This is a genomic window from Nocardia sp. NPDC060249 (assembly GCF_042728755.1).
Taxonomy (GTDB): domain Bacteria; phylum Actinomycetota; class Actinomycetes; order Mycobacteriales; family Mycobacteriaceae; genus Nocardia.
In genome coordinates this window covers 711127-724128 of sequence record NZ_JBHXAQ010000002.1, presented here as the reverse complement: position 1 = coordinate 724128, position 13002 = coordinate 711127, and the positions used below count along the sequence as shown (strand labels likewise).

The window sequence follows — 13002 nt, the reverse complement described above, 5'->3', positions numbered from 1 at the left end:
GTAACACGCGGTAGCGTCAACGCTTGTGTGGTACCGCTGGTACCACTAAACTGGGTGTGGAACCGCACCGAGGAGACACCGATGACGCTGTCCAGCTACCACGAGGTCCTGCAGAGCCTGTCCGAAGGCTCGGTGACCAAACACTTCGATCCCTATGTCGACATCGACTGGGACTCGCCCGAGTTCGCCGTGCACTCCGACGACCCGCGCTGGATCCTGCCCGACGTGGACCCGCTCGGGCGTCACCCCTGGTACAAAGCGCAGCCTGTCGAGAAGCGGATCGCGATGGGATTGTGGCGCCAAGCCTGCATCGCGAAGGTCGGCATCGACTTCGAGCAGCTGCTCATCCGTGGGCTCATGCAGTATCTGCCGTCGGTGCCCAACGGTGACCCGGAATTCCGCTACATCACGCACGAGGCTGCCGAGGAGTGCAACCACACGATGATGTTCCAGGAGATGATCAATCGGATCGGCTATCGCGATGTGATCGGCATGGGCTCGGTCGATCGCAAGCTCACGCTGATCATCTGGCCCGCGGTGAAATTCTTTCCCGGATTCTTCTTCGCCCTGGTGCTCGGTGGCGAGGAGCCGATCGATCACCTGCAGAAGGCGTTGCTGCGCAGCGGTACCGATCCACATCCGATGGTGCACCGGGTGATGGAGATCCATGTGGCCGAGGAGGCCCGGCACATCTCGTTCGCGCACGAATATCTTCGGATCAACGTGCCCACGATGAACGTCGTGTCGAAAACCGTCCTGTCCGTGGCCTTCCCGATCATCATGCGGGTGATGCTGGCGATGATCGCGACACCGCCGAAGGAGTTCGCCGAGAAGTTCGGGATTCCGGGCGAGGTGATACGAGACGCGTACTGGCGCAACACCTACTCGCGCCACATCAAGCGCGACGTGTTCACCGATGTCCGCGCGCTCGCGACCGATATCGGCCTGATGAATCCGGTCGCCAAGCGCGTGTGGCAGCTGCTCGGCATCGACGGACCGGTCTCGCGCTACCGCAGCGAACCCGCGCGCAGGACCGCATGAGGGCCGAAAGCTGGTCCGCGCCCACGTCGATCGTGCTCCCGGACAAGGACCCGTTCTTCGCGCCGCGGCCCGGGTTCGAGAGCCTCGCCGAGGGCACGATCCTGCGTTCGCGGCCGGTCGAGCTCGCCGCGTTCGGTGTGATCGGCATGAAGGTGCGGGCCTGGCAGCTGCTGTATCGCACGACCGACCTCAACGGCATGCCCGAGGCGTGCGTCACCACGGTCGTGACGCCGATGGGCGGCGTCGCGCCCGGCGCTCCACTGCTGTCGTTCCAGTGCGCGATCGACGCCATCTCGCCGCGGTCGTTTCCGTCCTACGTGTTGCGGCGCGGCTCTCGCGCTGTCGGCACCTTCGTCCATGTCGAACAGCTGTGCTTCGCCGATGCGCTGGCCAGGGGTTGGGCGATCTCGATTCCGGATCACGAAGGCATGCTCGGCGCGTGGGGAGCGCCGCGTGAACCGGGCTACCGCGCGCTCGACGGCATCCGCGCGGCACTGGCGTTCGAGCCCGGCGGGCTCGACCCGTCGGCGCAGGTAGGTCTGTGGGGGTACTCCGGCGGCGGGCTGGCCACGGCATGGGCTGCGGAGATGGCGCCTGCCTACGCGCCGGAGCTCGACATCGCCGGTGCCGTGCTCGGCTCCCCGGTGGGCGATCTGGTGTCGACCTTCCATCGACTCAACGGCGGCCTGCACGCGGGCTTGCCGACGCTCGTCGTCGCCGCGCTGCGCCGGGTGTATCCGGCGTTCGAAGAACTCGTCGCCACCCATTTCAGTGACGAGGGTCGCGCGGTGCTCGACAAGGCCGCCCAGTCGACCACCGCCGCCGCGGTCCTGCGGTTGGCCCGCTACAACGTCGACCGGCACAGCGGCACTCCGATCGCCGAGCTGCTCGCCATGGAAGCGATGCTGGCCGTGTTCGCCGATCTCACGCTGGGGGACCGGGCGCCCGCGGTGCCGCTGCTGGTGGTGCAAGCCGTGCACGACCAGATCATCGCGGTGGCCGACATCGACGCGCTCGTGCAGCGCTACCGTGAGCAGGGCGCGCACGTGACCTATCTGCGTGACCGGGCGAGCGAGCACCTCACGCTGCTGCCGCTGTCGACGCCGCTGAGTCTGAACTGGCTCGACGACCGATTCGCGGGTGTGGCGGTGACACCGTCGCACACCCGGACGGTGCGCAGCGTGCTCGCGCTACCCGCGGGCCGTCGAGGTTTCGGCGCCCTCGTGCGGGTCGTGTTCCGGGTCCTCTTCGGGCGACCCATCACGGCCTCGTCGGCCGGTCACGGCGGGGAACGCACGGCGAGCAAGGCTCGTCGCGCAGCCTGAAGCAACAACTTACTCACTGGTAAGATATGACATGGTGGGTCTGCCGGTAGGCAGTGACTGGTGAGGTAAGGGGTTTACCGATGGGGATCGTTGCCGATCTGCCGCGCGCGGTGCGCAATGTGTGGTCGGTGTCGTTCGGCGGTGGACTCGAGTCCTACCGCCCTGCACCGTCGACGACGGTGTACGACGGCGCACACCGGCACCTGAAGCGCTACGACCGCACCACCCAGGCGCGGGGCAATCCGGTGCTGCTGGTGCCGCCGCTCGCGGTGACCACCGCCTGCTTCGACCTGCGGCCGGGGCAGAGTCTGGTGCGCTTTCTGCTCGACCGGGGCAGGCAGCCCTACGTCATCGACTACGGCGAATTCGGTTACGCCGATCGCGATCTCGGCCTCGAGGACTGGACCGACGACATCCTGCCCGAGGCCATCGCCCGGGTCAGTGCCGAACACGACGGGCAAGGCGTCGACATCATCGGCTGGTCGCTGGGTGGTGTGCTCGCGCTGCTCACCGCGGCCTCCCATGCCGACCTGCCGATCGCCTCCATCACCTGCCTGGCCGCACCGATCGACCAGGCCCGCACCGCGTTCCTGATCCCGCTACGCCTGGTCGCCAAGGTCACCGGTGGTCGCGAGATGGCCGTGGCGACCAAGGTGATGGGCGGCATCCCGCAGGAATTCGTGCGGCTCGGTTTCCGGATCCAGGCCTTCGACCGCGAGCTCGCCAAACCGATGTTTTTGGCCCGCAATGCTTTCGACACCGAAGCGCTGGCCAGGATGGAGGCCACCGACCGGTTCATGGCCACCATGCCCGGCTACCCGGGCCGCTCGTACTGGCAGATCTACCGCAGCCTGGTGCTGCGCAACGAACTCGCCGGTGGGTCGATCCGGTTGCGGTCGGATCTGGTGATCGAACTGTCGAAGGTCACCTGCCGGGTCTTGCTGGCGGGCAGCCCCAGCGACGTGGTGGTGCCCGCCGCCTCGGTGCGCCGCGGCCTCGATGTCCTGCCCAACGCCGCCGAGGTGGAGTTCGTGGAGGTGAGCGGCGGACACCTCGGACTGGTTTCCGCCGCCGACACCACCTGGCCCGCGATCGAAGAGTTCCTCAGCCGCTGACCCGCGCGAACATCTGCCCGCGGAATTTCGGCCGCGCCACCAAACCGCGGGCAGGTGCAGTCCGAACCTCTCTTCATGCCGCACGTCCGTCGTGCGGTGACCCGCACTGCCTCGATGCAGTGCATCCGGTAGACGAGAGGTTCCCGCTGGTGAGAAGAACACGCCGATCGATCCGTCCGGCAGCGGTCCGCGCTGCGCTGGTGAGCGCCTTGGCCTCGGCCTGGCTGGCGCTGCCCGCGAGTGTCGCTGCCGCCCAACCCGACACGGCCGGGGTGGTCTCGGCCGTCGATATCGACGACAGACGCCAACTGGTGAGCGTCTTCTCGCCCGCGATGAACAAGCCGATCCCGGTGCAGGTGATCCGGGCCGCCGATACCGAGACCCCGCGGCCGACGATGTATCTGCTCAACGGTTCCCAGGGCGGCCCGAATCAGAGCGGCTGGGACGCGCAGACCGACGCCGTGAGTTTCCTGCGTGACAAGGACGTCAATGTCGTGACCCCGGTCGGCGGCGCCAGCTCCTACTACACCGACTGGGTACGCGACGATGCGGTGCTCGGCCGCAACAAATGGCAGACGTTCCTCAACGAGGAGTTGCCGTCGGTGATCGAGGACTTCCTCGGGGCCGATGGCAATCGCACCATGGTCGGTGTGTCGATGAGTGGGACCTCGGTGCTGAACCTCGCGATCGCCAAGCCCGGCTTCTGGAACAGTGTGGCGTCCTACAGCGGTTGCGCGCAGACCTCGGACCCCATCGGTCAGGAATTCGTCCGGATCACGGTCGAGAACTGGGGCGGCGGGCAGAGCATCGAGAACATGTGGGGACCGCGCAACGGACCCCTGTGGCGAGCCAATGATCCGCTCGTCAACGCCGAAGGACTGCGCGGCACCGAGGTCTATCTGAGCACCGGTACCGGGATCCCCGGCGCACCCCACGACACACCGGCTGACGCGCGCGTCCAGGACGGCAGGATTCCGCTCCCGGTCCAGATCGCGTTCGGCGGCCCCATCGAAGCGGCGGTGCACTTCTGCACTGTCAACCTCGCGAACCGGCTGCGCGAGTTGAACATTCCGGTCACGCTCGACGAACGCCCGGTCGGCACCCACTCCTGGGGATACTGGGAGGACGACCTCCGCTCGTCGTGGCCGTTCCTGGCGAGGTCGGTGGGCAGCCGGACGAGCTGAGCCGACTGCGTCACCGCGCGTCGCGAATCAGGCCTTCGTGGCTACTACCAGCACATTCTTGCCGAACAGCTTGCCGGTGACGGCCTGCAGGAGCTTGCTGAGCGGGAACACCACGCGGTCGTAGAGCTTCAGCGCGCGTGTATTGATCGTGCCGTCGTCGCTACCGGCGAACTTGTAGGCCAAGGTGGCGAAGAAGCCGATCGGGTCGCAGTAGCGCGACTCCACGATCTCCAGACCCGCGTTGCGCAGGATGCGGTTGAGCTGGGTTCGGCGGTAGCGCCGGTAGTGCCCGACTTTGGTATCCATCGAGGTGAACAGCGTCTCCAGCGCGGGCACGTAGATCACCAGCCTGCCGCCGGGCCGCAGCAGCGAGGTGAGGTGTTCGGCGGCTTCCTGATCGTTCTTGATGTGCTCGAAAACGTTGAAAGAATAGATGAGGCCGTACATGTCGGATTCGGACGGCTCGGCCTCGCAATCGACTACCTTGTACCCTTTCGACAGCAGCAACTTCTGCAGATCGGCATCGGGTTCGAGACAATCCGGGATGATCTGCCGCTCGGCCAGCATGTCGGCGTAGGTGCCTCGACCGGCACCGAAGTCCAGAATGCGCAAATCCGGCGACGTGACATGTTTATCTACGCAGTCGATCAGAAATTTGTTGTAATTGACCGCTTCGGTCATCGCCTCCAGGTTGTCGCACCCGGTGTACGCGAATTCACTGCTGGTCACGCTTGATCCCCTCAATGCATCGATGGGCGGCAATGGCGGTCAGCGTAGTCCGACTACATTGCGGTGCCACGACATCGGGCAATATCGTCTGCGCGCCTCGGTCGGCGTCGGTGGCGGTTCCGTCGCGGGGAGAGGCCAGAAGGGTTGAGAGGTAACAGGTTCGGCGCACCGGGTGCGAAGCTCGCGCCCGATGCGCCGAACCTATGTCTGCGCCATCATGGTGGTGTCGTCAATCCGGCTGACCGAACCGTCGGCGGTCGGTCATCGTGGTCAGCGCGACCGGCCCGGTCCACCCGCAGGGCGACTCGCACATACCGGTCACCATCGCGGTGGTCGAGCCGTCGCTGTAATAGACGGTGTGCGTGCTGGCCCGCGCCGGATAGCCGCACGACGGGCACTTCCCGAAGTAATCGAGCACCTCGCGAATCCCGGACGCCGAGACCGGTTTCGGCGTCCACGGCAGTGCTTCTGTGCGTTCGACTGAACTGTTTCGCATTGTCGGTTCTCGAGAAAGGGAGTGTCAGTAGTGCTTGGCTCCCGGCGTGCACGGGCTCGCCGAACCTGTCGCCGTCGCCAGATCGCAGACGCCACCGGTCAGGATTTGAAACGGAGTGACGCCGAGCAGGACGATCAATCCGATGATGTCACCTTGCCCGGCCAGCAGGGCGGCCGAGTTCGCCGCGGCCGAGCCCGCATCGGCTGCCGATGAGCCGGTCTCGGCTACCGCCGTCCCCGCCGCGGTTCCGACGAGGCTTGCCACCGCGACCGAGGCTGCGGCGATTCTGAGGGTGTTGCGCATGTCGTGCTCCTTGCTGGGGAGTGGGAACTCCCTGAAAATGGGTTGGTGCAGAAGTCGCCGACAGATCAGCGCGGTGGCTTGCTCATATCGCGGTTCATCGTCGGGAGTTCGATGCTGATCGGCAGGCGCAATTCGGCCAGATAGATCAGCGCGGCCTTGCGCAGGAATTCGTCGAGGAGCCAGTAGGGATCCTCGAGCGGCGGGACCACGGTGAGCAGTCCTTCACGCACGGCGATGAACGGACCCCAAGCGACTTGGAGCAGGGGATCCCAGACCGGTTCCCTCGGAATCGAGAGCCCGTCAGCGATCTTGTCGCCGAGCAGGAAACGAGTGAATGCGCCGAGCACCGGCTTGCTCAGAATCGACAGATCGATATTGGCGCCCAGGCTGAGGAGCCGATCCGCCAGCTTGGCCCCCTCCGGCGTCGCCGCGATGATGGGATCGAGGATCTGCGCCGCTTGGGAATTGGCGTCGGGCCATGACTTGGGGATGTATTCGTCGCGCACGCCCAGCAGATGCCCGGCGACCTGCCAGGAGTGCAGGAAAGCGTCCGATTCGTGTGCCGGAATCGGCACTTTCCAGGAATTGAGGTGCTTCATCACGGTCGTCGGCAGGCTGTGCCAGGTGACCATGATGTCGTTCTGGCTGATCGGGATGTCCTCCTCCGCGGAGTGCACCCAGTGCGGGGACTGCGGCAACAGGTGACGCACCGCCGCGTGCACCAGCCGGGTTTTGACGCAGGTAACGATCATTTCCCCGTCGGGGGTATAGGCATTCGCGCTACCGATGTCATAACCGAGTTTCGCGGTTTTGGTGATGCGGTCTTTGAGATCGTGGCCGCCCTTGGAGTAATAGACCGCGCGCGCCTCTTTCGGGATGACGGTGCTCATCATGCCGCTGGCGAATCCGTACAGGACACCGAGATACAGCCCGCGCTTCTTGTTGAACGCGATCGCGGTATCCAACTTGCCCTGGTCGGTCCACTGCGGCAGCCGGCGGGCGTACTCCATGAAGTCGCGCAACTCCGACGGCAAGCCGGCGGGCAGTGCCTGACCGTTCTTGGTCCAGGTCCGCAACTGTTCGTTGATCTTGGGAACTTCGCCGCGATCGATGAGTCCGGCGACGAGTTCGTCGGCTTCGGGATCCCATACCGTCAACGGGTCGGCACCAGATCCGGATCCGGCCACCGATCCTTCCGGTGACCACGTCCACGGATCTGCCCGTGCGGTCACACCCAATCCGATGGTGCCGGCAACACCGAGCATTCCGCCGGCCTTCAGCGCATTGCGCCTATTGAGTCTATCCATGACTTTACTCCTCATTGAGCACGATCAGACTCCCAGGCCGCAGCGCGAGCACTCGATCCGCTTCACTGGAACAGCCTAGAATAGGCAGTAACTTAACAGGAGGAGGAGTGTGGTGTCCACGTTATGCGGATCGGCGCTTGATTGCGGTTCGGGTTCGAGGGGTGAGGCGCGGTGTGGAGTGTCGATAAGAATGCTCTGACCTGCTTACTCTTCCGATGTGGCTGGGCGTGTGCCCGGCTCGGTTTCGGTCGCTCCAGTCGCCGACGAATGCGGTCGATACAGCAGGGCTAGTGAGTAACTTAGCTAGACGGCGTGCTGTGGAGCCGGATCGCGGACTCCGGTCCGGCAAGTGTCGAGTCTCGTTGCCTCGGGCAGGTACTGAAGGGAAGCGCCACTGTATAGGGGCGTGTACTGGTGATGGGATGGGTCCCGGGTTGCGTCTCTGGATGGCTGATCTGCCGGAAGTTGCGAGCCAGTGAAGGAAACTATCAGGAATTGTCACTAACATAGTGGCAAAGATGCAACGCTGTGCCGCACATTTCGGATCTTGGACGTCTTACCCGGATGTATGAGAATCATGATTAACTTGTGGGACTTGTCGCCGACCGCAGGCGACAGCGAGTGAGGAGTCACAGATGTCCGCAGCGACGACGTATCGGCGTTGTGCCCTGATCACCGGAGGTTCGCGAGGAATCGGCGCGGAGGTCGCGCGGCGCCTGGCCGAACTCGGCTACGACCTCACGCTCGCTGCCCGCGACCAGGCGGTCCTGGACAGCATCGCCGGAGAGCTGCGCCTGGACCACGGTGTCGACGTAGTGACGGTGATCGCGAACATGAACGACGCCGACCAGTTGCTGCGCCTCGCCGACACTCACGCCGATCGGTTCGGACGCCTGGACGTCTTGGTGCACTGCGCCGGCACCGGCACCGCCGGTCCGGTCGCGACGATGAGCGCCGCCGGCTACCACCGCATGTTCGACATCAACGTTCGCGGCCCCCTGACCCTGGTGCAGCACTGCCTGCCCCTGCTACGCAAGACGGCGAAGGACAACCCCGGCGCTGGCGCGAAAATTATTGCGCTGGCATCGATCACCGGTGTCGCGGGCGAGCCGGGCTTGGCCGCCTACGGAGCATCGAAAGCCGCTCTGGTGTCACTCTGCGAAACCATCTCGCTGGAGGAATCCGCGAACGGCGTCAGCGCGACAGCGATCTCACCCGGCTATGTCGACACCGATATGACGGCGTGGAAGCGCGCGGAACTCGACCGCGCGGCGATGCTCACCACCGGTGACATCGCGGAACTGGTGCTGGCCATCACCCGGCTCTCCGCTAACGCCGTCGTCCCCAATATCGTCGTATCCCGGTCGGGGAGCCAGCTGTGGCGAGCATGATCGAGCGCCTATCGCCTGGTGGGTCCGCGGCAACGAGCGCGGCTCGATGACCGTGATGCGCGGCGACGTGGGAAACGCGCGCTACTTCATCCGCACGGATCGCGGCGACGCCCGTGCGCGTCGCCGCGAGGTCGTCATCGGCGCCGCGCGAGACGTCTTCGTCAGTCACGGTTTCCATGGCGCCAGCATGGAAGAGATCAGCGTCAGAGCTCAGGTGAGCAAACCGGTGCTCTACAACCACTTCACGGGCAAGGTCGACCTGTATGCCACTGTGCTGCAACGCTATCTGGACCGGATGGTGGGTGGCATCCGCGGCGCGCTCCGGACGGCCACCGGGGACGAGAACACGGTCCGGCGCATGGTGGCGGCCTATTTCGACTTCGTCGACGAGGACGACGGTGCCGGATACACGCTCGTCTTCGACACTCCGGTGCCGAGTGAGCCGAGTGTCGAGGCTCGGGTGCGTCTCGCGATGACCGAATGCGCGGCACTGGTCGGCGCCGAACTCGACGCGGCGGGCATGGACCCTTATCGCGCCCGGGCCTGCGCATTCGGTCTCGTCGGCGCCAGCCACCTGGCGGCTCGCTACTGGTTCGACGCCGGTCGCCCGATTCCCAAGATCGACGCGGTCGACACCACCGTCGCCCTGTTCTGGACGGGCCTGTCCGGACTCGGCTGATGCGAATACCGCTAGGGTCGCGGCTAGTGGGATTGCGAGCGCGTCAAAGAATCGGATCGTGTCCCCGGACAACGGCGCGGCACCCGACACCGCGAAACGGACGGCGTCCAGCGTTCCGCGTATCGGATCCCAGCGTTACCGTCTGTTGCCTCTGCTCAGATCAGATTTTTGCCCTGGGATCGACGCTCACGCATATCGTCCAGGTAGCGCTCGAAGGGCTGAGCTCGCCAAGCGTCCGGCAGCACCTCGAGTAGTCGGCCGAGCGTGCGCATCACGATTTCGAACACGCGCTGCCTGCGCGGGCTCCACGGCAGGCCCAACTCGTCACGGAACCGCTGTGGCAGAAACCCGGTGGTGAAGAAGCGATTCGCCCGACCGAACGCCACGCGGACGCCTCGACGCCATGCCGCCAACTCGACCACGTAGTTGAGCAGGTAGGTGCGGACTTCGTCATCGAAGGACAGATCGCCGAGCATCGAATCCCAGTACCGGTCGAAGGCCGCGCGGTCGGCCGGCCACAGTTCGGCCGGCATCTGCAGCGTTGTCCCGAACCTGGCGGCATCGCGATACATCGCGTCGGCATCCTGCTCGTTCATCCCGCCGAAGAGCAGGTTCACCGTATCCAGGACGCCCCGGTACAGGCAGGCTGCCACCCATAGTTGCAGCTGTGGGTCGAAGGCGTTGTACCGAACAGGACTGTGCGGTCCCGAGCGCACCTGCCGGTGCGCGGTGCCCACCGCGGCACGGTATGCCGCCTGATCCTCCTCGGTGCCGATCATCGCCACCGCGAGGTAGGTGAGCGTGGTCCGACCGCGCTTGGCCGGCCGTGTCGCGTAGCTGCCCGATTCGACGACGCTTTCCACCACGCCGCGCCCCACCGGCGGCAGGCTCAGCTGCATGATCACGTTCGCCGGGCCGCCCAGCAACGCGCCGACACCGTTGAGGTAGCGGTGTCGGCGCGCGATGTCGTCGGAGACATCGTGCGGCCGACCAGCCCTTGCTGAACGGGTCATGACCGGCCTCCGGTTCGAAAGAATGAGAGATTCATGCACTCATGTTCTCATCCGAGGTCGGACCTCCACAATGCTTTTCGGTGCTTTCGGTAGGATTAAGTTACTAACTGTTCCTGGGCAGTCTACGATCGTCATCGGCCGTCGGTGCCCAGATTCCGATCGCTTGTCCCGAGTACTCGAACCCTTCGGAGGTATCCATGCCGGTGATCCCGAGCATGCCTACGGCCCTGGTCAGAACGATGGCTGACGGCTTGTCCGCCGCCGCAGTCCTGCGCAGAAGTGGCGCGATCGAGCTGCGACACCCGGTGGAGCTGCTGCGAACCGCCAGGGATGCGACAGTGCTCGGTCCTGTCGCTACCGCGTTCGCGCACGCGGCTCGCCACGACGGTGCCGCCACGGCCATTGTCGACGAGCAGGGGCCGCTGACCTTCGCGGAGCTCGATCGCATGTCGAACGCGGTGGCCAACGGCCTTGCCGCGCGGGGGATCACGAGTGGCACTGTGCTGGGAGCGCTGTGCCGGGACCATCGGGGGATGGTCTTGTCGCTGCTGGCCGCGGGCAAGCTGGGCGCACGAATCGTGTTGCTCAATACGGGAATGGCGGGCCCGCAGTTGGTATCGGTGGCCGAGCGCGAGAACGTGGGTGCGATCCTGCTCGACGCCGAGTTCCTCCATCGCTTCGACGGCCTCCCCGCTAAGTTACTGATGATTCTGACTATGGACGACGGCTGGGTGAACCACGGGCAGCCCACGCTGGACGATGTCCGAGCGGGTCAGCCCACCCGGCCGCCGGCGAGTCCCACGCAGCCCGGCGGAATCGTGGTACTCACCAGCGGCACGACCGGCACGCCGAAAGGTGCACCGCGAGGCAAAGTGTCGCCCTTGCAATCGGCGCAGTTCCTCGACCGGATCCCCTTGCCGAAGGCGAGTACGACCGTGCTCGCGGCACCGGCGTTCCACGGCACCGGTCTCTCGCAGCTGATTCTCGGCTGGGCGCTCGGAAGCACGATCATCTTGCAGCAGCGCAAATTCGACCCACGCCGCACGCTGGCCGATATCGAACGCCATCGCGCGGGCACGCTGGTGCTGGTGCCGACGATGTTGCAGCGCATCGTCGATCTGGGTGAATCCGTACTGGCCGAATACGACACTTCCTCGCTGCGGGTGATCTTCGCGGCCGGATCCGCCATTTCGCCCGACCTGAGCAGGCGTACCGCGCTGGCGTTCGGTGAGGTGCTCTACAACCTGTATGCCTCGACGGAGGTCGCGGTGGCAGCTGTCGCCACGCCCTCCGATATGCGGGAAGCGCCCGGCACTGTGGGCCGCCCACCCGTGGGCTGCCGGGTCGCGATCTTCGATGACAATCGCCGTCGGATCACCGAACCAGGCGTGGTCGGCACCATCTTCGTTGCCAGCGCACTGAGTTTCGGCGGCTATACCGACGGCACCGGTAAGGAGATCGTCGACGGAATGCAGTCCAGTGGCGATGTCGGCCATTTCGATGCGGCGGGAAGACTGTTCATCGATGGTCGCGACGACGACATGATCGTTTCCGGCGGGGAGAACGTCTTTCCGCTCGAGGTCGAGAACCTGCTCGTAGAACGACCGGACATCCTCGAGGCGGCCGTGGTGGGGGTAGACGATCGCGACTTCGGTAAACGCCTGCGCGCGTTCGTCGTGCCCGCGCCCGGTGCGTCGTGCGACGCGCAACAGGTGAAGGACTACGTGAAAGCGACCCTCGCGCGACACAAGGTCCCGCGGGATGTGGTGTTCGTAGACGAGTTGCCACGCAATGCCACTGGCAAACTGCTTCGTCGCAAGCTCGAGAGCGCCGATCCGCAGTGAGATCCGGGCCGCGCCTTCTTCTGTGGGCGCCCTGGGCGCGGTGTGTGTCCACCCGTGGTTCACGGCGGGGTGGGTGACTCTCGGGACGTGGCGATGTCACCGGCCAACGGTGCGACCGCATTGATCACGTGGTCTGTCAGGTCTCGATCGAGCCCGGCTGCGATGAGCGCATCGGTGAGATGGCCTGCGACCAGGGTGAAATGGCCTACGGTGATGCCGCGGCCTCGATGAACGGTTCGCAGGGACGCGCCGACGTAGGGCGCGGGGCCGCCGAGTAGCGCAGCGAAGAACTCGACCTGCCGACCCTTCATTCGGGTGATGTCGGTACCGGCGAAGAACGGCGACAACCGCTCATCGGCGAGGACGCGTCGGTAGAGGTCGTCGACGACCGTCTCCACGGCATCGTGACCGCCGATCCGCTCATAGAGCGGCAGGCTGTCGCGCGATGCATCGGCATCGTTGTCGGACGCAGACGTGCTGCGGCGATCCGGTTCGTCCATGGTGGGAGCCTCGTTTCGCGAACGTCGCCGATGGGGTAGTCGGTGACAGGCGCCGGAGATGTTCAGTAGACAGGA

At 65.4% G+C, this 13002-nt stretch carries 13 protein-coding genes; 7 read left to right on the top strand and 6 right to left on the bottom strand.

From position 1 onward, the window contains the following. Window positions 1–81: 81 nt before the first annotated feature. From ACFWFP_RS11030 to ACFWFP_RS11015, 4 genes are all read left to right on the top strand, one after another. Complete coding sequence (locus tag ACFWFP_RS11030; protein ID WP_379295121.1) at window positions 82–1041, top strand: diiron oxygenase; 960 nt, start codon at window positions 82–84, stop codon at window positions 1039–1041. Continuing rightward, complete coding sequence (locus ACFWFP_RS11025; RefSeq protein WP_379294563.1) at window positions 1038–2366, top strand: lipase family protein; 1329 nt, start codon at window positions 1038–1040, stop codon at window positions 2364–2366. Before ACFWFP_RS11030 ends, ACFWFP_RS11025 begins: the two co-directional genes overlap by 4 nt. A gap of 80 nt (window positions 2367–2446) precedes the next feature. Continuing rightward, window positions 2447–3481, top strand: a complete 1035-nt coding sequence (locus tag ACFWFP_RS11020; protein ID WP_379294562.1) for an alpha/beta fold hydrolase — start codon at window positions 2447–2449, stop codon at window positions 3479–3481. A 149-nt stretch (window positions 3482–3630) separates the two neighbouring features. Next, window positions 3631–4665, top strand: coding sequence for an alpha/beta hydrolase (locus ACFWFP_RS11015; RefSeq protein ID WP_379294561.1), 1035 nt, complete (start codon window positions 3631–3633; stop codon window positions 4663–4665). Between the two features lie 27 nt (window positions 4666–4692). On the opposite strand, the gene ACFWFP_RS11010 is transcribed toward ACFWFP_RS11015, so the two are convergent. From ACFWFP_RS11010 to ACFWFP_RS10995, 4 genes are all read right to left on the bottom strand, one after another. Then, the gene (locus ACFWFP_RS11010; RefSeq protein WP_379294560.1) at window positions 4693–5427 is read right to left on the bottom strand and encodes a methyltransferase domain-containing protein; all 735 of its coding nucleotides are present in this window, start codon (window positions 5425–5427) and stop codon (window positions 4693–4695) included. 196 nt (window positions 5428–5623) lie between these two features. Then, window positions 5624–5890 (bottom strand): hypothetical protein, encoded by a 267-nt coding sequence (locus ACFWFP_RS11005; protein ID WP_379294559.1) that lies wholly within the window; start codon window positions 5888–5890, stop codon window positions 5624–5626. 24 nt (window positions 5891–5914) lie between these two features. Further along, complete coding sequence (locus ACFWFP_RS11000; RefSeq protein WP_379294558.1) at window positions 5915–6193, bottom strand: hypothetical protein; 279 nt, start codon at window positions 6191–6193, stop codon at window positions 5915–5917. 65 nt (window positions 6194–6258) lie between these two features. Further along, window positions 6259–7500, bottom strand: a complete 1242-nt coding sequence (locus ACFWFP_RS10995) for an oxygenase MpaB family protein (RefSeq protein ID WP_379294557.1) — start codon at window positions 7498–7500, stop codon at window positions 6259–6261. A gap of 635 nt (window positions 7501–8135) precedes the next feature. Here ACFWFP_RS10995 and ACFWFP_RS10990 point away from each other — a divergent pair. Together ACFWFP_RS10990 and ACFWFP_RS10985 are read left to right on the top strand one after the other, a co-directional pair. After that, on the top strand, window positions 8136–8891 hold the full coding sequence (locus ACFWFP_RS10990; protein ID WP_379294556.1) for an SDR family NAD(P)-dependent oxidoreductase: 756 nt from the start codon (window positions 8136–8138) through the stop codon (window positions 8889–8891). Between the two features lie 46 nt (window positions 8892–8937). Beyond that, window positions 8938–9570, top strand: a complete 633-nt coding sequence (locus ACFWFP_RS10985; RefSeq protein WP_379294555.1) for a TetR/AcrR family transcriptional regulator — start codon at window positions 8938–8940, stop codon at window positions 9568–9570. Between the two features lie 155 nt (window positions 9571–9725). Here ACFWFP_RS10985 and ACFWFP_RS10980 read toward each other — a convergent pair whose 3' ends face one another. Beyond that, entirely contained in the window at window positions 9726–10583 is an 858-nt protein-coding gene (locus ACFWFP_RS10980) for an oxygenase MpaB family protein (protein WP_379294554.1), read from the bottom strand. A gap of 239 nt (window positions 10584–10822) precedes the next feature. Here ACFWFP_RS10980 and ACFWFP_RS10975 point away from each other — a divergent pair, with 239 nt between their 5' ends. After that, a complete protein-coding gene (locus tag ACFWFP_RS10975; RefSeq protein WP_379294553.1) occupies window positions 10823–12427 on the top strand; it encodes an acyl-CoA synthetase in 1605 nt (534 codons plus the stop codon). Between the two features lie 59 nt (window positions 12428–12486). Here the strand turns inward: ACFWFP_RS10975 and ACFWFP_RS10970 are convergent, their stop codons facing one another. Then, window positions 12487–12927: a group 1 truncated hemoglobin gene (locus ACFWFP_RS10970; RefSeq protein WP_379294552.1), complete on the bottom strand. Its 441-nt coding sequence runs from the start codon at window positions 12925–12927 to the stop codon at window positions 12487–12489. Window positions 12928–13002: the final 75 nt, after the last annotated feature.

Excerpts from the sequence above, each read along its gene's own strand:
- ACFWFP_RS11005 (WP_379294559.1), bottom strand. The coding sequence starts at position 5,890 with ATGCGAAACAGTTCAGTCGAACGCACAGAAGCACTGCCGTGGACGCCG.
- ACFWFP_RS11030 (WP_379295121.1), top strand. The coding sequence starts at position 82 with ATGACGCTGTCCAGCTACCACGAGGTCCTGCAGAGCCTGTCCGAAGGC.
- ACFWFP_RS10995 (WP_379294557.1), bottom strand. The coding sequence starts at position 7,500 with ATGGATAGACTCAATAGGCGCAATGCGCTGAAGGCCGGCGGAATGCTC.
- ACFWFP_RS10970 (WP_379294552.1), bottom strand. The coding sequence starts at position 12,927 with ATGGACGAACCGGATCGCCGCAGCACGTCTGCGTCCGACAACGATGCC.
- ACFWFP_RS10985 (WP_379294555.1), top strand. The coding sequence starts at position 8,938 with ATGACCGTGATGCGCGGCGACGTGGGAAACGCGCGCTACTTCATCCGC.
- ACFWFP_RS11025 (WP_379294563.1), top strand. The coding sequence starts at position 1,038 with ATGAGGGCCGAAAGCTGGTCCGCGCCCACGTCGATCGTGCTCCCGGAC.
- ACFWFP_RS10990 (WP_379294556.1), top strand. The coding sequence starts at position 8,136 with ATGTCCGCAGCGACGACGTATCGGCGTTGTGCCCTGATCACCGGAGGT.
- ACFWFP_RS11020 (WP_379294562.1), top strand. The coding sequence starts at position 2,447 with ATGGGGATCGTTGCCGATCTGCCGCGCGCGGTGCGCAATGTGTGGTCG.
- ACFWFP_RS10975 (WP_379294553.1), top strand. The coding sequence starts at position 10,823 with ATGGCTGACGGCTTGTCCGCCGCCGCAGTCCTGCGCAGAAGTGGCGCG.
- ACFWFP_RS11000 (WP_379294558.1), bottom strand. The coding sequence starts at position 6,193 with ATGCGCAACACCCTCAGAATCGCCGCAGCCTCGGTCGCGGTGGCAAGC.
- ACFWFP_RS10980 (WP_379294554.1), bottom strand. The coding sequence starts at position 10,583 with ATGACCCGTTCAGCAAGGGCTGGTCGGCCGCACGATGTCTCCGACGAC.